We start from the raw sequence: 20,481 nt of genomic DNA, 5'->3' as shown, positions 1-20,481 counted from the left end.
AATATTTTCGCCGCCAAACCGTCATATTTGCGCCGGCTGTGACATCTTCCGCGCACTCTTGGGTCAGATTGGCCGCCGGAGGGCGGTGTTCCGACCTGATCTATGATGATGTCGCCCCGGCCTGCGGCGTCGGGCCGCAGCGCGCGTCCCGGAATCTGGGGTCATTCTGCCCGGGCTTGGGGACGGCTCTGGGAGGATGGCCATGGACGAGTTCATTCGCCGCAAGAATATCGAGCTGTTCCGGGCGAAGCTGAAACGCGAATGCGATCCGGAACTGCGCGAGACGCTCGAGCAGCTTCTCAAGGAATACGAGGCCATTCCGCTGGGCGGCGGCACGCCGCCCATGGCGGCCTAACGCCAAGACCTAGTGTTGGGCGGGTTTCGTCTCCGTCCACCCGCCGCCCAGGGCCTGGTACAGCGCCACGGCGTTCTGCAGCCGGGCCTCGCGAACCTGTGACAGCGCCAGGTCCGTGGCCAGCAGGCCGCGCTGGGCGTCCAACTCCTCCAGATAAGCGACATAGCCCGCCTGATAACGCTTGCGCGCGTGGTTCAGGGCCGAGGCGGCGGCGGCGCGCTGGCGCACGGCGGCGGCTTCCTGCTCGGCCAGGCGGCCGGTGCCCTCAAGCGCGCTCTCGACCTCGCTGAACGCGGTCAGCACGGCCTTGCGATAGGCGAAGGCGGCCTGGTCGCGGCGGGCCGCGGCGGCGTCGGACTGCGCGCGCAGGCGGCCGCCGTCGAAGATCGGGGCGAGCGCGCTGGCGCCGAGGCTCCAGGCGGTGATGGAATCCACGTGCTGGACGGAAAGTCCGCCGCCTGCCGCCGACAGGCGGACCTGGGGTAGGAAGGCCGCGCGGGCGGCCGCCAGGCTGGCGTCGGAGGCGGCCAGGGTCGCCTCGGCCTGGGCGATGTCGGGGCGCCGGTTCAGCAGCGTCGACGGCAGGGGCGCGCCCGGCTGCGGGATGACGAGGGCGGCCAGCGTCCCGCGTGCGATCGGCTGCGCGGTCTGGCCGACCAGCAGGGCCAGGGCTCCCTCCTGGCGGCGGATCGCCAGCTCCAGGGCTGGTACCCGTTGGGCGGCGGCCTCCAGCTCGGCTTCGGCCTGGCGGAGCTCCAGATCGGAGGTCACGCCCCCCTGGGCGCGACGGCGAGCCCGGACGGCGGACTCTTGGCGCGAGGCCAGGGTGGCGCGGGCGGTGGTCAGCTGGGCGTCCAGCGACAGCAGCGCCACATAGGATCGCGCGACGGCGGCGGAGACCGACAAACGCGCCGCGTCGCGGGCGTCGCGGCTGGCCTGCAGGCTGGCGCGCGCGGCGGCGTCGGCCGCCCGCACCCGGCCCCAGAGATCGACCTCGTAGGCGACCTGAACCTGGGGTTGGGTCGTCAGGGTCGTGCTGGGTCGACCGAACGCGTTGATCGTATGTTGCTTCACCACCCCCGCCGAGAGGTTGACCGAGGGCAGGAGGGTGGCGCTGGCCAACAGGCTCTGCGCCTCGGCTTCGCGCACCCGCGCCTCGGCCGCGCCGAGGTCGGCGTTGTAGGCCAGGGCGGCGGCGACCAGGTCCGACAGGCGCGGATCGCCGAACGCCTTCCACCACTCGGCGGCGGCCGCGTCCTGGGACGACGGCGCATCGGCGCGCCAGGTCGCCGGCGGCGCGACGGCGGCCGAGGGCGGCGGGGCGGTCTTGGGCCCCGGCGTCGCGCAGGCGGCCAGCGCGCCAAGGCTGACCAGGCCGATCAGGGCGCGGCGCATCAGCGGCGGCCCTTGCCGGCGGTGTCGACCTCGGCCTGCACCGACATGCCCGGACGCAGGCGGGCCAGGTCCTTCTGCCCGGCGTCGAGCACAATGCGCACCGGCAGGCGCTGGGCGATCTTGGTGAAATTGCCCGTGGCGTTCTGCGGCGGCAGGATGCTGAATTCCGAGCCGGTGGCGGGCGAGACCTGCTCGACGCGCCCCGTGAAGCGCTGGTCGCCCAGGGCGTCGACGGTGACGCTGGCCGTCTGGCCCGGACTCATCCGGCCGGCCTGGCGCTCCTTGAAGTTGGCGATCACCCAACGCTGCGGCGGGACCAGCGAAACCAGCTGGCTGCCGGCGGTCACCCACTGGCCCTGGCGCACGCCGACCTGACCCAGCTGGCCGTCGGCGGGGGCGGCGACGATGGTGTTGGAAAGGTCGATCTCGGCCAGGCGCAGGGCGGCCTTGGCGGCGGCGACGGCGGCTTGCAGGCCTTCGCGCGACACGCCGACCGAACGGATGTCCTGGCGGGCGATCTCGCGGCCGGCCTTGGCGGAGGCCAGCGTCGCCTCGGCGGCGCGCAGCGCGGCGCGGGCCTGGTCGCGTTCCCGCAAGGACACCGAGCCGTCGGTGGCGAGGTCGGCGACGCGGGCCATGTCGGCGCGGGCCCGCTCGACCTGGGCCTGGGCCGAGCCGATGTCGGCCTCGCGGCTCTTGAGAGCGGCCTCGCGCGAGGCCTGGGCCTGGGTCGAGTTGGCGAGGTCCGCCTCTCGCGCGGCCAGGGTGGCGCGGGCCTGGTCGACGCGCTGGGCGTAGATGCGCTGGTCGATCTCGAACAGCGGCTGGCCCTTGCGCACGGTCTGGAAGTCCTGGGCCATGACCTTGACGACATAGCCGCTCAGTTGCGGCGCCACGACGGTGACCTGGCCGCGGACATAGGCGTTGTCGGTCCGCTCCACCGAGCCCCCGAACGGCGGAAGCTTCCACAGGAACAGGATCAGCAGGATCACGGTCAGGGTGACGGCCGCGGTGATCAGGATCGCATAGGCGCTCGGCGGCTTGGGCCGGGCCGGCGGGGCCGCGGCCGATGCGGCGCGGTCTTCGGGCTGGGGCGCGGGGCCGGGCGGCGGGGAGGTCGCGTCGGTCATGCGGTCTCTCGGGCTGGAATGGTGGAAGCTGGCGCGGCGGGCGCGGCGCCGGCCTGAGCCTTCATGCGCAAGGCCAAACGCGCGAACAGGAAGCCGGCGTAGAGAAACTGGAGCAGGGCCGCGACGCCGATCACCAGGAAGACGTCGTTGAAGGCCAGGATGCTGGCCTGCTGCTGCACCTGCTGGGTCAGCAGCACGCTGGCGTCGGCGGCGCGCAGCGCCGGGTCGGTCTGGGTCGAGGCGTAGACGCCGCCATAGGCCTGCAGCGTCGCCGCGACGGCGGGATCCGCGCCGGTCAGGCGCTCGGCCAGGCCCACGGCGTGCTGCTGGGTCCGCACGGTCTGCAGGGTGCCCAGCATGGCCGCGCCGAACAGACCGCCTAGGTTCTGCGCCACGCCGAACATCACCGAGAAGGTGATGATCGAGCCTAGGCCTCGGGTCAGCAACTGGCCGATGCCGAACATGAACGACGGGCCCAGGAACATGGTCGCGGCGAAGGCCAGCAGGGCCTGGCTGAAATAGAGCTCGGCCGGTCCCGTCTGGGGCGTCGATCGCGCGTCCAGGAAGGCGGCGATGGCGATCAGCAGGATCGAGCCCAGGAACTGCGCCGGCAGGGTCTTCTGGGTCAGGGTCGCGGCGCTGACCACCAGGCCGGCGGCGGTGGCGGCCAGGACGATGGCGTACAGCAGGCGCTGCTGCTCGGCCGCGAAGCCGAGAGCCTGCATCAGGCCCGCCGCCCCGACGGTCTGCTCCGACAGGATGACCCGCACCAGGGCGACGTTCAGGCAGAAGCGCAGGAACACTCCGGTGGCGACCCAGCGGGTGTCGATCAGCGGGTGCGCGCGGCGATGCTCGAGCGCGCCGCCCGCGACCAGCAGCAGGACGGCGGCGATCAGACACCAGCCGATCCACGGCGCCTCGAACCACCAGACGATGCGCCCCAGGCCCAGCACGGCGACGATCAGGCCCATGCCGCCGCCCAGCAGGGCGAAGCTGAGGGCGTCGACGCCCTCGAACACATGGATGCGGACGCCGATCGGCAGACGGAACAGCCAGACGGCGGCCAGGCACAGGGCCGCCAGGCTGGCCTCCAGCGCATAGAGGCCGTGCCAGTAGGCCGCGTCCAGCAGGCTGGTCGAGATCACGCGCGCGAGGGGGGAGCCCAGCTGCGAGACTCCGACGCCCAGCACCAGGGCGCCGATCCGGAACGAGGCGGGAAAGGCCTGCAGCATGTAGAACATGGCCAGGGCCGTCAGGGCCGCCGCGCCGACGCCGCTGATCGCCCGCAGGATCAGGGCCATGGCGAAGTTGTCGAGCGCCAGGTGGGCGAAGGCCGCCACCGTGTAGAGGCTGAGAAACACCAGGGCGAACCGGCGGATGCCGAACTGCTGGCGGTACTTCACCAGCAAGAGGTTCATCGAGATGTTGGTCATGATGTAGACGGTGGTCAGCCACGCGCCCTGGGTCGGGGTCAGGCCCAGCGAGCCCTGGATGGCGGGCAGGTTGACCTGGACCAGCGCCTGGCCCAGCGAGCCGGTCACCCCGATCAACAGGCTGATCAGTCCGTGGATGATCCGGAAGCGCGTCGGGAAATGCGGCGTCGACGGCGAGCCGGGCAGGAAGGGCCGCTCGTGCGGAAGCCAGTCCGGCGTCTGTCCGATCTGTTGGCCGTGCTGGGGCATGGGGCCTCGACTGTGAGCCGGTCTTTTACCGCGCGGCGCGTGCGCGGCAAGGTTTAGTCTGCGGCCATGACGTCTCAACCTTGACGGGCCGCCGAGCGTATCGGCAGCTAGGCGTCGAAAATGTACACGGGGGGAGACTGTCTTGGCGAACCCGCACGACTTTCACGCGCCAAAGGATCTCTATGACAAGGCGGATCTGCTGAAATCAGGCCTGGGCGGCTATTTCGGGCCAGGCAATGCGCAATTGCCGGCGCCGCCGATGCTGATGATGGACCGGATCACGCAGATCAGCCTGGACGGCGGCGAGTTCGGCAAGGGTTTCGTCGCCGCCGAGCTGGATATCACGCCGGATCTCTGGTTCTTCGGCTGCCACTTCATCGGCGACCCGGTGATGCCGGGGTGTCTGGGGCTGGACGCGATGTGGCAGGTGATCGGCTACTGGCTGGGCTGGTCCGGATCCCCCGGCAAGGGCCGCGCCATCGGCGTGGGCGAGGTGAAGTTTCGCGGCCACGTCACGCCCGAGGTCAAGGTGGTGCGCTACGAGATCAGCCTGCGGCAGGTCCGACGCGGCAAGCTGGCCCTGGGCCTGGCCAATGGTCGCCTCCTGGCGGATGGCGAATGCGTCTACACCGCCACCGATCTCAAGGTCGGCATGATCGCCGGATAAGAACGAAAAGGGCCGCCGGCGTCCCGGCGGCCTTGGCGTTAGTCGGTCCATCGACCGTCAGGTCTTCGGCGCGAAGACGATCGGGATCGTGACTTGGCCGCCCGCGACAGGCTTCCCGTCCAGGGTCTTGGGCCGCATCTGGAAGGTTTCGGCCAGTTGCAGGGCGGCCGCCCCGAAGCCGAGATCGCCGGGGCTCTCCTGCAGGACCTTGCACTTGGTCAGCCGGCCTTCGACGGTGACTCGGCAGTCGATGGTGGCTCGGCCGCCGGCGTTCGCCGCGACGGCGCCGGCCGGGTAGAACCGCGCCAGGTCGTCGGCGGTGGGCTTGGCCGCCCAGTCGGGCTTGACGATCGCGTGCGCCGGGCGCGCTTCCGCGGCCCAGACCGCGCCGGCGCCGGCGAGGCCGACGAGCGCGGCCAGGGCGAGGCCGGCGGCCTTCCGCGCGGGGCTTCTGGCGGGGATGTTCAGCATGACCAGTCTCTCCTTCAGGGGATGAGCGCCACCGGCCGGCCAATGGCAGCCGAACGGAACGACGCGGGGAACAAGAAGCGTGTCGAGCAGGGTTTCCGCGTACAGCCGGCGGGCTTGCGGGCGGCGGGCGAGCACGGCCTCGTCGCAAGCCATCTCCTGATCCAGGCGCAGGCGATGGGCGCCCAGGTGGACCAGCGGGTTGAACCAGGCCAGGCATTGCGCCGCCGCGACCAGGGCGTTGATCAGGGCGTCGCCGCGTTCGAGGTGGACGCGCTCATGCGCCAGGACCAGGTCGCGCGCCTCGCCCTTGAAGCGGACGTCGAAGTCCGCCGGGACGACAATGCGCGGCCAGGGACTGGCCAGCACCATGGGGCCGGACCCGACATGGCGGCCCTGCAGCAGGCTGGGATCCTGGGCGTGCGGCGTCAGCGGCCCCATCGAGCGCGTGAACCGGACCTGGCGGATCGCGAAGGCGGTCGCCATGGCGATCGCGCCGAGCGCCCACGTCAGCAAGGTCAGGGTGGTCGCGGCCTGGCTCGCCAAGGCCGCGGGGACAGCGTCGCGGATTGCCTGACTGGTCGACACGACGATCGGGGCCAGGGGCGCGGCCTTGATCGGCGCGGGCGACAGCGCCGCCAGGGCGCAGAGCGGCGGCGTCAGCCACAGCAGATAGGCGGCCAGCGCCCCCAGGCGTCGACGGACCGGTCCGCGCAGGACCATCACGCCCGCGACGCCGGTCGCCAGGGCGAGGTTGGCGCCGATGATCTCGGAAAGGACGCCGGCGCTCATTTGCCGATCCTTTCGACCAGGGCCTTCAGCTCGGCGATGTCTTGGTCGCTAAGCTTGTCGCTCTGGGAAAAATGCATGACCAGCGGAGCCAGACGCCCGTCGAACAGGCGATCCAGCAGGCCCTGGCTCTCGGCGCCGACATAGGCCTCGCGGGTCAGCAGGGGCGAGTAGTGATAACGCCGCCCCTCGGCCCGGGCGGCCAGCGCCTTCTTCTTGACGAGGCGGCTGATCAGCACCTTCACGGTGCCCTCGGTCCAGCCCTGGGGCTCGCACACCTCGGCCATGATCGCCTCGGAGGTCAGCGTTCCCCGCCGCCACAGAGCCTCCATGACCACGCTCTCGGCCGCGCTGATCTTCATACCGCATCCTCTCGATGACAGTTGTCAACGAGTCGACGTTGACACTTGTCATCGAAGTCGTCAACCGGTGTTCGACGATGTCGCCAAATCATGACCCCCGAGTCGGCATAACGATGATATGCCAGATGAATTGGCCCGAGGGGGGCCGCGCAGCGCGGGGGACATGCATGAGCACCACCGAAATCCGGACGCCGCCGAACGACCTGGCGTTCCTTCGAAACCTGATCACGGTCATGGCCGTGGTCGAGGTCGCGGGCTTTGTCCTGCAACTGGCCATGGGGCGGTCGAGCTTCGGCGCGCCGTTGATCGTGCACCTGCACGCGGTGACGTTCATGGGCTGGGTGGCGATCGTCGTCGCCCAGGCCTGGCTGGCGAGCGGCGGGGCTCTGCGCCTGCACCGGACGCTGGGCGGGCTGGCGCTGGTCTGGATGTTGGCGCTGATCGTTCTGGGACCGCTGGTGACCCTGGCGGCGGTGCGCGCCGGCCGCACGCCGTTCTTCTTCCAGCCGCAGCACTTCGTGGTCGCCAATCCGGCCACCCTGCTGGGCGCGGTCGGCCTGTTCGTCGCCGCCGTCGCCCTGCGGCGCAACCGCGACTGGCACATGCGCCTGCAGGTCGGAGCGTTCACGATGCTGATGGGGCCGGGCCTTGGCCGCATCCTGCCGCTGCCGTTCCTCAAGCCCTACGCGTTCGAGGTCGCGGCCGGGGCGGCGGTGATCTTCCCGCTGATCGGCCTGGCGCGCGATTGGCGGGTCCGGGGGCGGCCGCATCCGGCCTGGCTGTGGACGCTCGGCGTGCTGGCCGCGTCCCTGATCGGCGCGCGCGTCCTGGCCCTGTCGCCGACTGGAGACGCGATCTACGCCAATGCGGTCAAGGGCGCGCCGGCCGCCCAGGCGGACGGCCGGGCCTTCCCCAAGCCGCCCTTCTAAAGAGCCTGAAACGGAAAAGGGCCGGTGATCGCTCACCGGCCCTCTAGCGCAACGCGTCAGGCTCTGGAGACTACCAGATCTTCACGCGGTCTTCCGGCGCGACGTACAGCTTGTCGCCCGGCTTGACGTCGAAGGCCGAGTACCAGCCGGGCTGGTTCCGGATGGTGCCGTTGACGCGATAGTAGCCCGGCGAGTGCGGATCGCTGGCGATCTGCTGCTTCAGGGCGTCTTCGCGCGACTTGCCGCGCCACACCTGGGCCCAGCCCAGATAGATGCGCTGGTCGCCGGTGAAGCCGTCCAGCACCGGGGCCGGCTGGCCGTGCAGCGAGACGTGATAGGCCTCGAGCGCCAGGGTCAGGCCGGCCATGTCGCCGATGTTCTCGCCCATGGTCAGCTTGCCGTTGACGTGCACGCCCGGGAAGGGCTCGAACGCCGAGTACTGGGCGCCCAGCTTGTCGGCCTGGGCGTTGAACTTGGCGGCGTCTTCCGCCGTCCACCAGTCGCGCAGCACGCCGTCGCCGTCGGACTTGCGGCCCTGGTCGTCGAAGCCGTGGCCGATCTCGTGGCCGATCACGCCGCCGATGCCGCCGTAGTTGATGGCCGGATCGGCGTCCGGGTGGAAGAACGGCGCCTGCAGGATGGCGGCCGGGAACACGATCTCATTGTTGACCGAGTTGTAGTAGGCGTTGACCGTCTGCGGGGTCATGCCCCACTCGGTCTTGTCGACCGGCTGGTTCAGGCGCTCGACGTCGTGGCGGTAGTCCCACGCGCCGGTGCGGATCATGTTGCCGTAGGCGTCGTCTTCCTTGATCTCCAGCTTGGAGTAGTCGCGCCACTTGTCGGGATAGCCGATCTTGACGGTGAACTTGCTGAGCTTGTCCTGGGCCTTGACCTTGGTCTCGGCGCCCATCCAGTCGAGGTTGTCGATGCGGGTCTTCAGGGCGGTGCGGATGTCGCCGACCAGCGACAGCATCTTGGCCTTGGACTCCGGCGGGAAGTAGGCGGCGACATATTCCTTGCCGACCGCCTCGCCCAGCATGCCGTTGACCTGGGCGACGGCGCGCTTCCAGCGCGGACGCTGCTCGGGCTGGCCGGCCAGGGTCTTGTTGCGGAACTCGAACTGGGCGTCGGCGAAGCGCTTGGACAGCATCGGGGCGGCGCCGTCGGTCACCTTGAACGCCTGCCAGGCCTTCAGGGTCTCCAGCGGGGTTTCCGCGTAGATCTTGGCGTACTTGGGGAACGAGGTGTTGGTCGTGACGATGACGCGGTCCAGCTTCGGCAGCTCGGTTCCGACCAGGTAGCGGTTCCAGTCGTAACCCGGCGTCATCGCCTGCAGCTCGGCCAGGGTGGCGGGATTGTAGGTCTTGTCGCGGTTGCGGCGCTCGACGCGGGTCCACGAGGCCTCGGCCAGCTTGGTCTCGAAATCGACGACCGCCTTGGCGTTCTCGGCGGGCTTGGGCCAGCCGGCCAGGGTCAGCATCTTCTCGACATAGACCAGGTAGGCGGCCTTCTTGTCGGCGAACTTGGCGTCCAGATAGTAGTCACGGTCGGGCAGGCTGGTGCCGCCGGTGCCGGCGTAGACGGCGTAGCGCTGCGGGTTCTTGGCGTCGACCGAGATGCCCAGGCTGATCAGGTCGGCGTAGGGCGTGGTCGAGCTCTTGCCCATCAGGGCGGTGAACTCGTCCTTGGTCTTGACCTTCTTGACGCCGTCCAGCCACGGCTGGATCGGCTTGGAGTCCAGCTTCTCGATCGTGGCCTCGTCCATGAAGGCGCGATAGGCGGCGCCGATCTTGGCCTTCTCGCCGGTGGCGGCCTTGTCGGCGGCGGCGGACTCGATGATCGCGCGGGTGCGGAGTTCGGAGAGTTCGGCCAGCTTGTCGAAGTTGCCGTAGCGGGTCCGGTCCGAAGGGATCACCGTCTTGGCGTCCCACGTCCCATTGGCGAACTTGTAGAAGTCGTCGCCGGGCTTGGCGGTGGTGTCCATGCCCGAGATATCAAAGCCCCAGGTCCCGTAGCGCGGGGACTCCAGCGACGTCGCGTCGCCAGCGGCGGCGCCCTCGGCCGCGCCATTGGGGGCGAAGGGCAGGATGGACTGCATCACGCAGGCGTCGTCGATGCAGGCGTGCTGTTCGTGGGCCTGCGCCCCGAAAGCCGACAGAGACAGGGCCGCAATCGCCGCAGCGCCGAACAAAACTCTTTTCATGGAAATCGCATCCGTTGGTGTGAGCCGGCGGCAATCTGCAACGGGGTGAAATTTTTGCTCCCTTAAAAAAAGTTCATGTTCGGCGATAGCCGGTCTTCGCATGGATATGCGGCGCCCGCCACGCTCGCGCGGGCGTTCGCGTCGACAGGGATTCCGACGATCGTCGTTACGGAAACTTTTGCCCCTGGGCGCCCCAATCCGGGGAGAGCGTCAGGCCTTGGCGGGGCGCCGGCGGCGGGGGACGCGGACGATCGCCTCGCCGTCCATGATCAGGTCCTCGCCGACCAGGGCCTCGCAACGCAGGGTGACCCGGGCGCTGACCTCGTCGATCGCCGCGACGGTGGCGCGGGCGGTGACGACGTCGCCGATCCGCACCGGCCGATGGAAGGCCAGGGTCTGCGACAGATAGATCGAGCCGGCGCCCGGCAGGATCGTTCCGACCACGGCCGAGCCGAACGAGGCCGACAGCAGCCCGTGGGCGATCCGGCCGCGGTAGGCGGTCTTGGCGGCGTAGGCCTCGTCGATATGGACGGGGTTGAAGTCGTCCGACGCCTCGGCGAACAGGCCGATGCGCTCCTCGGTGACGGTCACGTGCTTCTCGGCCGTCATGCCGACCGACAGTTCTTCAAGGATGTAGCCGCCCGAGGCGTGTGGCTGGATCATGACGCCGCGTTAGCGGGCGAGGGGCGTCATGACCAGCAAAATTCACATCCTCAGTGGCCGCCGGCCGTGGCCGCCGCCGCTTTGCGCGGCGCTCTGGCCAGCATGCCCTTGGCGATTTCCTCCTCGCCGATCAGGGCGTGGGCGGCGCCCATCTGCTTGAGCAGGGCGACGTCGTTGTCCGTATAGGCGCGGGCGACGATCAGGGCTTTCGGATTGGCGGCGCGGGCTTGTTCGATGATCCGCGCGGCCTCGAACGGGTTGGGCACGGCGACGAACAGGTGGGTGGCCTTGTCGAGTCCCGCCTGGAGCAGAACCTCGGCCTTCACGGCGTTGCCGCCGACGGTCTCGAAGCCGGCGCGGCGCAGGTCCTCGGCGCGCTCGACGTCGTCCTCGATCACGACCAGCGGCGTGCGGCCCTTCAGGCCCTCGGCCACGGCCTTGCCGACCCGGCCGTAGCCCACCAGCACCGCGTGCGGCTGGGCGGCGGCCGAGGCCGGGGGAGCCTCGCCCCGGGCCTTGGCCTCCTTGGCGATCATGCCCGGCAAGACCTTGTCGAGGATGGCGAACAGAAGCGGGTTGACCAGGATCGACAGGATGGCGCCGGCCAGCACGAGGTCGCGGCCGGCCTCGGGCAGCAGCTTCAGCGACACGCCCAGGCCCGCCAGGATGAAGGAAAACTCGCCGATCTGGGCCAGGCTGACCGAGATGGTCAGGGCCGTGCTCATCGGCCGCTTGAAGGCGCGGACGATGATCAGGGCGGCGATCGACTTGCCCACCACGATGATCAGCAGGGTCGCCAGCACGGCCAGCGGCTCGCGCAGCAGCACCATCGGATCGAACAGCATGCCGATCGAGACGAAGAACAGCACCGCGAAGGCGTCGCGCAGCGGCAGGGTCTCGTTGGCGGCCTGCTGGGAGAGCTCGCTCTCGGCCATGATCATGCCGGCGAAGAAGGCCCCCAGCGCGAACGACACGCCGAACAGGGCCGCCGAGCCGAACGCCACGCCAAGCGCGATCGCCAGCACGCCCAGGCGGAACAGCTCGCGCGAGCCGGTGTGGGCGATGCGGTGCAGGATCCAGGGGATCACCCGCCGGCCGACGATCAGCATCAGGGCCACGAACGCTGCGACCTTGCCGATGGTCAGGGCGAAAGCGCCCAGCACCCCGCCGCCGCTGGTCGTCGCCGCCTCGCCGCCCAGCACGCCTGACAGGGCCGGCAGCAAGACGAGCGCCAGCACCATGGCCAGGTCCTCGACGATCAGCCAGCCCACCGCGATCTTGCCGCGTCCGGTCTCGATCAGCCGACGCTCCTGCAGGGCCCGCAACAGCACCACGGTCGAGGCGACCGACAGGGCCAGGCCGAACACCACGCCCGCGCCGACGCTCCAGCCTAGGGCCACCGCCAAGCCGAGGCCCATCGCCGTCGCGGCGCCGATCTGCACCACCGCGCCGGGGACGGCGATGTTTTTCACCGCCATCAGGTCCTTCATCGAAAAGTGCAGGCCAACCCCGAACATCAAGAGGATCACGCCGATCTCGGCCAACTGCGGGGCCAGCTCCTGATCGGCCACGTAGCCAGGCGTGAACGGCCCCACCAGCACCCCGGCCAGCAGATAGCCGACCAGCACCGGCAGCTTCAGCCGGTTGGCGACGGCGCCGAAGACGAAGGCCAGTCCCAGGCCCGCGACGATGGTGGCGATCAGCGAGGTATGGTGCAAACGTCCTCCTTGACGGTCATGCTTTTCGGGCGTACTCAACCAATATGGGTGACGATGCCCGAGGCCGCTAGATGCCGCACGCAAAAATTCTCCTTCCGGCGCAATGCCGGGCCGCCCGCGGTCTGATCAACTGGTCGCAGGGAGAACTCGCCGACCGGGCGGGCGTTTCGCGCAGCACGGTCAAGGACTTCGAGACCGAGCGCCACGCCTTGCATCATAGCACCGAACGGCTGCTGATCGACGCGATCGAAGCGGCCGGCGTGAGCCTGATCATGGCGGACGAGGCCGGGCCCGGCGTCCGGTTCAAACGGCCAATCTAAGAGAGGCGAGGGGCGGGCGCATGGAGCACGAGGTTTCGGCGGCGAACTACAAGGACCTGGTCCTGTTCCTGGCGACCGCCGGCATCGTCGCGCCGATCTTCAAGCGCCTGAAGATCAACACCATCCTGGGTTATCTGCTGGCGGGGGTGATCCTGGGACCGTTCGGCCTGGGCCGTTTCATCCACGCCGCGCCCTGGCTGGACTACGTCACCGTCGACAAGCCCGACGAGATCGCCCAGCTGGCCGAGTTCGGGGTCGTCTTCCTGCTGTTCATGATCGGGCTGGAGCTGTCGTGGGAGCGGCTGCGGCTGATGCGCAAGCTGGTCTTCGGCCTGGGGGCGGCCCAGGTGATCGGCTGCTCGCTGGTCCTGGCGGCCGGCGCCATGCTGCTGGGCCAGCCGCCGGCGGCGGCGCTGGCCATCGGCGCGGCCCTGACCCTGTCGTCCACCGCCATCGCCGTGCCGGTCCTGGCCGAGCGGCGGCGACTGCATTCCGAGGGCGGCCGCGCCACCTTCTCGGTGCTGCTGTTCCAGGACCTGGCCGTCGCGCCGATCCTGATCACCCTGGCGATCGTCGGACGCGGCCACGGCGACTTCAAGCTCACCGACCTGCTGTCGCTGGCGCCCGCCGCCCTGGGCCTTGGCGTGATCGTCCTGGTTGGCCGCGTGGCCCTGCGGCCGATGCTGAAGTCCGTCGCCAAGGCCAAGAGCGAAGAGATGTTCATGGCCGCCTGCCTGCTGGTGATCATCGGCGCGGGCCTGGTCAGTCAGATGTCGGGCCTGTCGATGGCGCTGGGCGCGTTCGTCGCCGGCATCCTGCTGGCCGAGACCGAGTACCGCCACGAGGTCGAGGTCAAGATCGAGCCGTTCAAGGGCCTGCTACTCAGCCTGTTCTTCGTGTCGCTGGGCATCCGCCTCGACCTGTCGCTGCTGGTGGTCAAGCCGGCGGTGATCCTGGGGACGGCGGTTGGCCTGCTGGTGGTCAAGGCGGTCGTCGTGTTCGGCATCGGGCTCTTGATGGGCCTGGGCCGCAAGGCGGCGATCGAGGCCGCGCTGATCCTGGCGGCCGGCGGCGAGTTCGCCTTCGTGCTGTTGGACAACGCCATGGGGGCCAAGGTCGTCTCGCCGGCCATCGGTCAGGCGGTCCTGGTCTCGGCGACCCTGACCATGTTCCTGATCCCGGGCCTCGCGGCCCTGGGGGCGCGCCTGGGACGCAAGGGCGCGCCGCCGCCGGTCAACGAAGCGCCGACGGGCGAGCCCGATCGCGTCGGTCCCGAGCCGGCCGGCCAGGTGCTGGTGATCGGCTATGGCCGGGTCGGCAAGCTGGTCGGCGACATGCTGGGCCGCCACGACCTGCCGTGGATCGCGATCGAGCGCGACGCGCGCCTGGTCGAGCAGGGCCGCCGCGACGACCGCCGCATCTATTATGGCGACGCCGCCCGCGTGGAGCTGCTGGAGCGCTGCGGCCTGGCCACCGCCCGCGCGGTGGTCGTGACCATGGACGCGCCCGAGGCGGCCGAGGCGGTGGTCGCCGCCGCGCGCGGCGCGCGTCCGGACCTGGCGATCGTCGCCCGCGCCCGCGACGCCCGCCACGCCGCGCGCCTCTACGAACTGGGCGCCACCGACGCGGTGCCCGAGACTATCGAGGCCTCGCTGCAGCTGTCCGAAGCCGTGCTGGTCGACATCGGCGTGCCGATGGGCCTCGTGATCGCCTCGATCCACGAACGCCGCGACGAGTACCGCAAGAAGCTCAATCGCCCCGACGCCCTGGGCGGCAAGCGCCGGCGCCTGCGGGACGCGTCGCTGCGGTAGGTCTCACACCGCTTCGGGCGCGAGGAGAAGACGATGAGCACGAGCGCCGAACGCGACATGGCGGCCTATTGGGACCGCGCCGGTCAGGTCTGGGTCGAGCATCAGGCGCTGCTGGACCGGGTGATGGCGCCGATCGCGGAGGCGGTGGTCGAGGCGGCCAAGCTGGTCAATGGCGAGTCGGTGCTGGATGTCGGCTGCGGCGCCGGCGCGACGACCTTCGCCGCCGCTTGGCGGACGGGACCGACGGGGCGCGCGGTCGGCGTCGATATCTCTGGCGCCCTGACCGAACTGGCCCGCCGGCGGGCGGGAGAGGACGGCCTTGAAGGCGTCGAGTTTCTACTGGCCGACGCCCAGACCCACGCCTTCGATCCCGTGTTCGATGCGGTCATCTCGCGGTTCGGGGTGATGTTCTTTCCTGATCCCGTCGCCGCCTTCGCCAACCTGCGTCGGGCGCTGAAGCCGGGCGGACGCCTAGCCTTCGCCGCGTGGCGCTCGCCCGAGGACAACCCGCTGGCGCTGATCCCGCTGCGGGCGGCCGCGCCATTTCTCGCCGAGCCGCCGCGCTTCCAGAAGGACGCGCCGGGCCGCTTCGCCTTCGCCGATCCAGACCGCATCCGGACGGTCCTGGCCGCCAGCGGCTGGCGAGAGGCGGCGATCACGCCGCTGGACGTCGCCAGTCCGCTGTCGTTCGACGAGCTGATGACCATGAGCCTGCGGGTCGGGCCCCTGAATCCGATCCTGAAGACGGCGGACGAGGGTTTACGGCGCCAGGTCGAGGCCGCCGTCGCGGAGGCGCTCGCTCCCCTCGCCCCGAACGGCGCGGCGACGATGGCGTCCGCCTGCTGGCTCGTGACGGCGAAGGCCTAGCGAGGGGGCGGTCCTGGCTGTTCGCATTTCCTGAGCTCGGCTCCGGCGGGGATCGCGAAGAGTGAGGATTTTGGGCGACGATTTGCGAATGCTTGGTCTTTTCCTGTCCGCGAACCTTGCGCGCAATCGTTTCACGTGCGAACCCAGCAAAAGCTGACGCTTCACATCCGTGGAGTCCGGCGGACATGCTCGGAAGCGATTCTGAGGGGCGGTCTTGTGGAGCTTTCCCTTGAAAAATCAGGGGGGGCGAAACCTGTCGAGTGTGTCTTCGCCGACACTTTCCCGTGGCGTTCGCCTTGGTATAACAGCGCTAGGCTCGGGTTACCGAGCCTGGGCAGGGCAATAGAGGGCTCTTCAAAAATGAAACTCAACCTCCTGGCGGGAGCTGCTCTGGCCGCGGTGTTCGCCGCGTCGGGCGTTTCGGCCCAAGAGACCGGCTGGTACGGCGCGGTCGACCTTGGTTATCACTCGCCGCAATCGCTGAAGACCGAGTCGGACGCGGCCGTCGTCGACGGCGTTCCCGCGCACTGGGCGTGGAAGACGGACAGCGACTGGACCGGCTTCGTGCGTCTGGGCTACCAATTCAACCCGCACTGGCGCGCCGAAGTTGAAGGCGGCTACCGTCCGGGCGACCTGAAGGGCGTCCGCGGTCCTGGCGTCCGCACGCCGACCGCCCTCTGCACGCCGGGCGTGACCCGCACCCTCCAAGCCCCGACCTGCGGCGCTCCGGATGGTTCGATCGATTCCTGGACCCTGATGGCGAACGTCCTGTACGACTTCGCGCCGGGCGCCTGGTTCAACCCGTTCGTCGGCGCTGGCGTCGGCATCAACCGTCTCGACGTCAAGACCCTGGGTCAGTTCAGCAACGTCGGCGTCGTCAGCGCGTCGAACGCCGCCGTCCAGAACCTGACGGTGGACGATGACGATCTGGCCGTCGCTTGGCAGGCCATCGCCGGCGCCTCGATCAAGGCGACCGACAAGCTGAAGATCGACTTCACCTACCGCTACATCACCGGCGCCGAGCATGCTTGGCAGTCGACCGGTTCCAGCGGCATTCAGCCGGGCGCCTTCTCTGGTCAGTACAAGGACCAGTCGGTGACCGTGGGCCTGCGCTACTCGTTCGCGTCGCCCCCGCCGCCTCCCCCGCCGCCGCCGCCGCCCCCGCCGCCGCCTCCTCCGCCCCCGCCGCCTCCCCCGCCGCCGCCGCCGCCTCCGCCGCCGCCGGCCTTCGAGGCGCGTGAGTTCATTGTGTACTTCCCGTTCGACCAATCGGTCCTGACGCCGGAAGCGCAATCGGTGGTCACGGAAGCCGCGAAGTACGCCAACGATGGTCACGCGACCAAGATCATCGTTGTCGGCCACACCGACACCTCGGGTTCGCCGAAGTACAACATCAAGCTGTCGGAACGCCGCGCCAAGGCCGTCGCCGACGCTCTGGTCTCGCAAGGCGTCGCCAAGGACGTCCTGGGCGTCGACTGGAAGGGTGAAAGCGCTCCGGCCGTCGCCACCGGCGATGGCGTGAAGGAACCGCTGAACCGTCGTTCGACGATCTCGATCAACTTCTAAGATCGACGACGACTGTAAGACTTGGGAGGGCCCGGCGGCGACGCCGGGCCCTTTCTCTTTGGCGTGATGTCTTGGGCCCAGGAAGCGGAGGCTGTAACACCGCCCCATGCTGACCGATCCGCTGTTCTACGCCGTGGCCATTCCGGCCGTGATCCTGCTGGGCCTGGCCAAGGGCGGCTTCGCGGGGATCGGCGTGGTCGCCGTGCCGCTGATGGCCCTGGCGGTCTCGCCGGTCATGGCCGCCTCGATCGTGCTGCCGATCCTGCTGATCCAGGACGTCGTCAGCGTCTGGGCCTTCCGGAAAAGCTGGGACAGGGGGCTGCTGGTCCTGATGCTGCCCGCCGCCGCGGCGGGCATCTTCCTGGGCTGGGCCCTGGCCGCTTTCGTCAAGGAGGCGGCGGTCGAGCTGGCGGTGGGGGTGATCTCGGTCGCGTTCGCCCTGCAGCGCCTGTGGGCCGAGCGAGCGGTCAAGGTCGCCGAGCAGGTCGAGGCGACCCCGGGGCGGCCCTGGTTCGGGGCTCTGTGCGGCGCGGCGGCGGGCTTCACCAGCCAGATCGCCCACGCCGGCGGTCCGCCGTTCCAGATCTACGTCCTGCCGCGCCGCCTGCCGCGCGACGCCTTCATCGGCACCAGCGCCATCTTCTTCGCCGTCGTGAACTGGATGAAGGTCCCGGCCTATGTCGCCCTGGGCCAGTTCACGCCCAAGGTCCTGGCCACCGCCGGCGTGCTGGCGCCGCTGGCGATCGCCTCGACCTGGGCCGGCGTCTGGCTGGTGCGGCGCGTGCCGGCCGAGGGCTTCTACAAGGTGATCTACGTCCTGCTGGTCGTGGTCGGCGGCAAGCTCATGTTCGACGGCGCCCGCGGCCTTTTGACCTGAAGCGCGTTTTCGTGGCCGATCGTGTCGCCGCGGCCCTTTCGCGGCCACAGTGATCGACGCTTATATGTCACGGAACGAACTTACCGTTCGGGCGTACTGCATCCGGACAGAGCGGGGCCATGGACACGACCACCCAAACGACCGACCTCGTCGCGCGCGAGCCGGCGGCGACGCATTATCCGACGCCAGGGGCCAAGTGCGCGGACCTGATCGTGCACCTGGCGGGCCTGGCTTGCGCCCTGCTGGGCGGCGGCATCCTGCTGGGCCTGGCGTTCGGGCTCGGCAACCTCAAGCAGGTCGCGGCGGTCAGCATCTACACCGTCGGCCTGATCCTGATGCTGTCGCTGTCGACGGCCTACAACTTCGCCAAAGCCCGCTGGCGCCCGCTGCTGCGCCGCTTCGACCACGCGGGCATCTTCGTGATGATCGCCGCCTCGTACACGCCCTTCACGACCCAGAACCTGCATGGCTGGTGGGCCATCGGCATGACCACGGCGGTGTGGACCGTCGCCGGCGTCGGCGTGCTGGCCAAGCTGTTCCTGCCGGGCCTGGACAAGCGCTTCTGGGTCGGCCTGTACCTGGCCCTGGGCTGGCTGGTGCTGGTCGCCATCAAGCCGATGATCGACGGGCTGTCATGGGTGGCCCTGCTGCTGCTGGCCATCGGCGGCCTCGTCTATTCGACCGGCACAATCTTCTACCTGATGCGGCGGCTGAAGTTCCGGCGCGCCATCTGGCATGGCCATGTCATCGGCGGCGCGGGGCTGCACTACGCCGCGGTGCTGGTGGGTGTCGTGCTGGCCGGCGCGCGGTAAGGCCTGGAGAGCGGCGTGGACAAGGATCTTTCCGGCAAGGCCAGCCTACAGGGCTTCTTCCGGACCGATCCTCTGCGCGGCAAGCGGCTGCCGGCTCCGCCCAACGACCGTCACGTCGAGGCCGTCGGCTTCCCGGGCGTGCGCCTCAGCGTCGACCAGGCCGACGACGCCCTGCGCCAGGCCGCCGATCGTCTGGCGCCGATGCGCTCGCTGCTCAGCCGGGACGAGTTCAACATTCTAGCGCTGTCCGGCGGCGCGGCGGGCGGCGCCTATGGCGCGGGCGTGCTGACCGGCCTTTCCAAGGCGGGACGCCGCCCCGGCTTCGCCATCGTCACCGGCGTCAGCACCGGCGCGTTGATCGCCCCGCTGGCCTTCCTGGGCTCGGCCTGGGACGAGCGCCTGACCGACGCCTATGTCGGCGGCCACGCGGCCGAGCTGCTCAGCCTGCGGCGGCTGAATTCGGCGCTTGGGCCCAGCATCTTCAAGGGCGAGTCGCTGGACCGCCTGGTCGAGACCTTCGTCGACGGCGAGATGGTCGAGGCGGTGGCGGCCGAACACCTGAAGGGCCGGCGGCTGCTGATCGCCACGACCAATCTCGACAGCCAGCGGGCCGTCGTCTGGGATCTCGGCGAGATCGCCGTCCGGGGCGGCGAGGAGGCCCTGAAGCTGTTCCGCACCCTGCTGGTCGCCTCGTCCTCGGTGCCCGGCATCTTCCCGCCCAAGCTGATCGACGTCGAGGTGGACGGCCGGCCGCACCAGGAGATGCATGTCGACGGCGGCGTCGCCGCGCCGCTGTTCCTGATGCCCGACGCCCTGCTGCACTGGCGCAACCTCGGCCCCCGTTTCCGGCGCGGCCGGGTGCATGTGATCGTCAATACGGTGCTGGATCCGGCCACCCAGTCGACCCCGCCGGGCGTGGCCTCGATCATGAGCCGCAGCTTCGACACCATGCTGCGGTTCTCGTACCGCCAGGCCCTCAGCGTGGCGGCCGGTTTCTGCACGCGTCACAACCTGCCGCTATCGGTCGCCTCGATCCCGGGCAGCTTCGAGGGCTTCAACATGATGAAGTTCGACACCGGCCTGATGAAGGGCATCTATGACGCCGGCGTCGAACAGGCCATGGCCGGAACCGCCTGGACCAGCGCGGTGGAGGAGCAGAGTCTGTGGCGCGGCCTGTTCAAGAAGCCGCTGGCCGCCTCGCCGACGGCTGGCACGGGCGTGATGATCCGCGAAGAGCCGATCAGCGCCGGAGCACAGCTCGAGCCTTAGGGCGTGCTTGGCTTGGCCGCGATACTCTCGGTGGGGGACCAGTAGAAGCGGGCGTAGTGGAACAGTCCATCCGGATCGAGGCGGACAAGCACGATGGGCGCGCCTTGTTCGTGGATGATGGGTTCCGACCCGATCAAGTCGAACCGGTAGTTCACTGTCGCGAGAAGACGCGCTGGCGACCATCCGCCTTGGGGGCGTGGGTCCGCTATAGCGATTTGAGCCTGGTTGGACGCCCCGCATCGCCAAGCTCCGATGAAGTGACCTCGTGTTTCGACGCCGCTGAGCAGCTGGCCGCCCTTGAATTCCGCTTCTGCTGCGTCGTCGGAAGGCGCATTCGCTGGAACCTGCCAGGCGCGCTCGGCGTCTTCTGGCGAGGCGGGCGGCGCGAAGGTCAGGCTCTCGATATGGCGCAGGTCGCCCCGCACCGACCAGTGGAGCACACGGCCGTTCTCCAGCCGAGCCGATTGCGTGCGCACGAGCGTCTTGATCTTCAATCCGCGCAGCGCGGGCGCATCAACGACGACGCCGTCGAGATATTGGACCGCCTTCGAGCTCTCGACGGCTAGGCCTAGTTCCGACGGCGCGATATGCCGTAGCG

At 69.6% G+C, this 20,481-nt stretch carries 19 protein-coding genes; 10 read left to right on the top strand and 9 right to left on the bottom strand.

All coding sequences use genetic code 11. The features are described from left to right. The first annotated feature begins 202 nt into the window (after positions 1-202). Positions 203-355 carry a hypothetical protein gene (locus CSW60_RS23460; RefSeq protein ID WP_161495639.1) on the top strand — a complete coding sequence of 51 codons (153 nt, stop codon included), beginning with the start codon at positions 203-205 and terminating at the stop codon, positions 353-355. 9 nt (positions 356-364) lie between these two features. Here the strand turns inward: CSW60_RS23460 and CSW60_RS09700 are convergent, their stop codons facing one another. The 3 genes from CSW60_RS09700 to CSW60_RS09690 are packed head-to-tail and all read right to left on the bottom strand — an operon-like array spanning position 365 to position 4,562. Continuing rightward, positions 365-1,750: an efflux transporter outer membrane subunit gene (locus CSW60_RS09700; protein ID WP_099537052.1), complete on the bottom strand. Its 1,386-nt coding sequence runs from the start codon at positions 1,748-1,750 to the stop codon at positions 365-367. Then, complete coding sequence (locus CSW60_RS09695) at positions 1,750-2,880, bottom strand: HlyD family secretion protein (protein ID WP_099537051.1); 1,131 nt, start codon at positions 2,878-2,880, stop codon at positions 1,750-1,752. Before CSW60_RS09695 ends, CSW60_RS09700 begins: the two co-directional genes overlap by 1 nt. Then, the gene (locus CSW60_RS09690; RefSeq protein WP_099537050.1) at positions 2,877-4,562 is read right to left on the bottom strand and encodes an MFS transporter; all 1,686 of its coding nucleotides are present in this window, start codon (positions 4,560-4,562) and stop codon (positions 2,877-2,879) included. Before CSW60_RS09690 ends, CSW60_RS09695 begins: the two co-directional genes overlap by 4 nt. A gap of 142 nt (positions 4,563-4,704) precedes the next feature. Here CSW60_RS09690 and fabA point away from each other — a divergent pair, with 142 nt between their 5' ends. Continuing rightward, positions 4,705-5,229: a bifunctional 3-hydroxydecanoyl-ACP dehydratase/trans-2-decenoyl-ACP isomerase gene (gene fabA / locus CSW60_RS09685; protein ID WP_099537049.1), complete on the top strand. Its 525-nt coding sequence runs from the start codon at positions 4,705-4,707 to the stop codon at positions 5,227-5,229. Positions 5,230-5,286: 57 nt separating this feature from the next. Here the strand turns inward: fabA and CSW60_RS09680 are convergent, their stop codons facing one another. Together CSW60_RS09680 and CSW60_RS09675 are read right to left on the bottom strand one after the other, a co-directional pair. Further along, entirely contained in the window at positions 5,287-6,489 is a 1,203-nt protein-coding gene (locus tag CSW60_RS09680; protein ID WP_099537048.1) for a TonB family protein, read from the bottom strand. Further along, positions 6,486-6,848: a BlaI/MecI/CopY family transcriptional regulator gene (locus CSW60_RS09675; protein WP_099537047.1), complete on the bottom strand. Its 363-nt coding sequence runs from the start codon at positions 6,846-6,848 to the stop codon at positions 6,486-6,488. Before CSW60_RS09675 ends, CSW60_RS09680 begins: the two co-directional genes overlap by 4 nt. A 167-nt stretch (positions 6,849-7,015) precedes the next feature. On the opposite strand from CSW60_RS09675, the gene CSW60_RS09670 reads away from it, so the two are divergent. Further along, positions 7,016-7,777 carry a hypothetical protein gene (locus tag CSW60_RS09670; protein ID WP_369801017.1) on the top strand — a complete coding sequence of 254 codons (762 nt, stop codon included), beginning with the start codon at positions 7,016-7,018 and terminating at the stop codon, positions 7,775-7,777. Positions 7,778-7,847: 70 nt separating this feature from the next. Here CSW60_RS09670 and CSW60_RS09665 read toward each other — a convergent pair whose 3' ends face one another. The 3 genes from CSW60_RS09665 to ybaL all read right to left on the bottom strand — a co-directional run bounded on the left by CSW60_RS09665 (position 7,848) and on the right by ybaL (position 12,361). Continuing rightward, the gene (locus CSW60_RS09665; protein ID WP_099537046.1) at positions 7,848-9,980 is read right to left on the bottom strand and encodes a M13 family metallopeptidase; all 2,133 of its coding nucleotides are present in this window, start codon (positions 9,978-9,980) and stop codon (positions 7,848-7,850) included. A gap of 210 nt (positions 9,981-10,190) precedes the next feature. Further along, positions 10,191-10,643: a MaoC family dehydratase gene (locus CSW60_RS09660; protein WP_099537045.1), complete on the bottom strand. Its 453-nt coding sequence runs from the start codon at positions 10,641-10,643 to the stop codon at positions 10,191-10,193. A 50-nt stretch (positions 10,644-10,693) separates the two neighbouring features. Next, entirely contained in the window at positions 10,694-12,361 is a 1,668-nt protein-coding gene (gene ybaL / locus CSW60_RS09655; protein WP_099537044.1) for a YbaL family putative K(+) efflux transporter, read from the bottom strand. A gap of 71 nt (positions 12,362-12,432) precedes the next feature. Here ybaL and CSW60_RS09650 point away from each other — a divergent pair, with 71 nt between their 5' ends. The 7 genes from CSW60_RS09650 to CSW60_RS09620 all read left to right on the top strand — a co-directional run bounded on the left by CSW60_RS09650 (position 12,433) and on the right by CSW60_RS09620 (position 19,883). Beyond that, a complete protein-coding gene (locus CSW60_RS09650; RefSeq protein ID WP_099537043.1) occupies positions 12,433-12,681 on the top strand; it encodes a helix-turn-helix domain-containing protein in 249 nt (82 codons plus the stop codon). A 20-nt stretch (positions 12,682-12,701) separates the two neighbouring features. Continuing rightward, positions 12,702-14,492, top strand: coding sequence for a cation:proton antiporter (locus CSW60_RS09645; RefSeq protein WP_099537042.1), 1,791 nt, complete (start codon positions 12,702-12,704; stop codon positions 14,490-14,492). A 33-nt stretch (positions 14,493-14,525) separates the two neighbouring features. Then, a complete protein-coding gene (locus CSW60_RS09640) occupies positions 14,526-15,359 on the top strand; it encodes a class I SAM-dependent methyltransferase (protein WP_099537041.1) in 834 nt (277 codons plus the stop codon). Positions 15,360-15,719: 360 nt separating this feature from the next. Continuing rightward, positions 15,720-16,925, top strand: coding sequence for an OmpA family protein (locus tag CSW60_RS09635; RefSeq protein ID WP_099537040.1), 1,206 nt, complete (start codon positions 15,720-15,722; stop codon positions 16,923-16,925). 106 nt (positions 16,926-17,031) lie between these two features. Then, positions 17,032-17,802, top strand: coding sequence for a sulfite exporter TauE/SafE family protein (locus CSW60_RS09630; RefSeq protein ID WP_099537039.1), 771 nt, complete (start codon positions 17,032-17,034; stop codon positions 17,800-17,802). 119 nt (positions 17,803-17,921) lie between these two features. Continuing rightward, the gene (locus CSW60_RS09625; protein WP_099537038.1) at positions 17,922-18,614 is read left to right on the top strand and encodes a hemolysin III family protein; all 693 of its coding nucleotides are present in this window, start codon (positions 17,922-17,924) and stop codon (positions 18,612-18,614) included. Between the two features lie 15 nt (positions 18,615-18,629). Next, complete coding sequence (locus tag CSW60_RS09620) at positions 18,630-19,883, top strand: patatin-like phospholipase family protein (RefSeq protein ID WP_099537037.1); 1,254 nt, start codon at positions 18,630-18,632, stop codon at positions 19,881-19,883. On the opposite strand, the gene CSW60_RS23120 is transcribed toward CSW60_RS09620, so the two are convergent. After that, a complete protein-coding gene (locus tag CSW60_RS23120) occupies positions 19,880-20,377 on the bottom strand; it encodes a hypothetical protein (RefSeq protein WP_143324150.1) in 498 nt (165 codons plus the stop codon). The genes CSW60_RS09620 and CSW60_RS23120 overlap by 4 nt on opposite strands. Positions 20,378-20,481: the final 104 nt, after the last annotated feature.

It is taken from the genome of Caulobacter sp. X, assembly GCF_002742635.1.
Lineage (GTDB): Bacteria > Pseudomonadota > Alphaproteobacteria > Caulobacterales > Caulobacteraceae > Caulobacter.
The sequence above is the reverse complement of the archived record's forward strand: the minus strand, read 5'-3'. Positions and strand labels throughout refer to the sequence as shown.

Bases quoted from the DNA above. Each gene is read 5' to 3' on its own strand.
- CSW60_RS09700 (WP_099537052.1), bottom strand. From the start codon at position 1,750: ATGCGCCGCGCCCTGATCGGCCTGGTCAGCCTTGGCGCGCTGGCCGCC.
- CSW60_RS09645 (WP_099537042.1), top strand. From the start codon at position 12,702: ATGGAGCACGAGGTTTCGGCGGCGAACTACAAGGACCTGGTCCTGTTC.
- CSW60_RS09665 (WP_099537046.1), bottom strand. From the start codon at position 9,980: ATGAAAAGAGTTTTGTTCGGCGCTGCGGCGATTGCGGCCCTGTCTCTG.
- CSW60_RS09695 (WP_099537051.1), bottom strand. From the start codon at position 2,880: ATGACCGACGCGACCTCCCCGCCGCCCGGCCCCGCGCCCCAGCCCGAA.
- CSW60_RS09640 (WP_099537041.1), top strand. From the start codon at position 14,526: ATGAGCACGAGCGCCGAACGCGACATGGCGGCCTATTGGGACCGCGCC.
- CSW60_RS09660 (WP_099537045.1), bottom strand. From the start codon at position 10,643: ATGATCCAGCCACACGCCTCGGGCGGCTACATCCTTGAAGAACTGTCG.
- CSW60_RS09625 (WP_099537038.1), top strand. From the start codon at position 17,922: ATGGACACGACCACCCAAACGACCGACCTCGTCGCGCGCGAGCCGGCG.
- CSW60_RS09690 (WP_099537050.1), bottom strand. From the start codon at position 4,562: ATGCCCCAGCACGGCCAACAGATCGGACAGACGCCGGACTGGCTTCCG.
- CSW60_RS23460 (WP_161495639.1), top strand. From the start codon at position 203: ATGGACGAGTTCATTCGCCGCAAGAATATCGAGCTGTTCCGGGCGAAG.
- CSW60_RS09675 (WP_099537047.1), bottom strand. From the start codon at position 6,848: ATGAAGATCAGCGCGGCCGAGAGCGTGGTCATGGAGGCTCTGTGGCGG.
- CSW60_RS09650 (WP_099537043.1), top strand. From the start codon at position 12,433: ATGCCGCACGCAAAAATTCTCCTTCCGGCGCAATGCCGGGCCGCCCGC.
- CSW60_RS09635 (WP_099537040.1), top strand. From the start codon at position 15,720: ATGAAACTCAACCTCCTGGCGGGAGCTGCTCTGGCCGCGGTGTTCGCC.
- CSW60_RS09630 (WP_099537039.1), top strand. From the start codon at position 17,032: ATGCTGACCGATCCGCTGTTCTACGCCGTGGCCATTCCGGCCGTGATC.
- CSW60_RS09670 (WP_369801017.1), top strand. From the start codon at position 7,016: ATGAGCACCACCGAAATCCGGACGCCGCCGAACGACCTGGCGTTCCTT.
- CSW60_RS09680 (WP_099537048.1), bottom strand. From the start codon at position 6,489: ATGAGCGCCGGCGTCCTTTCCGAGATCATCGGCGCCAACCTCGCCCTG.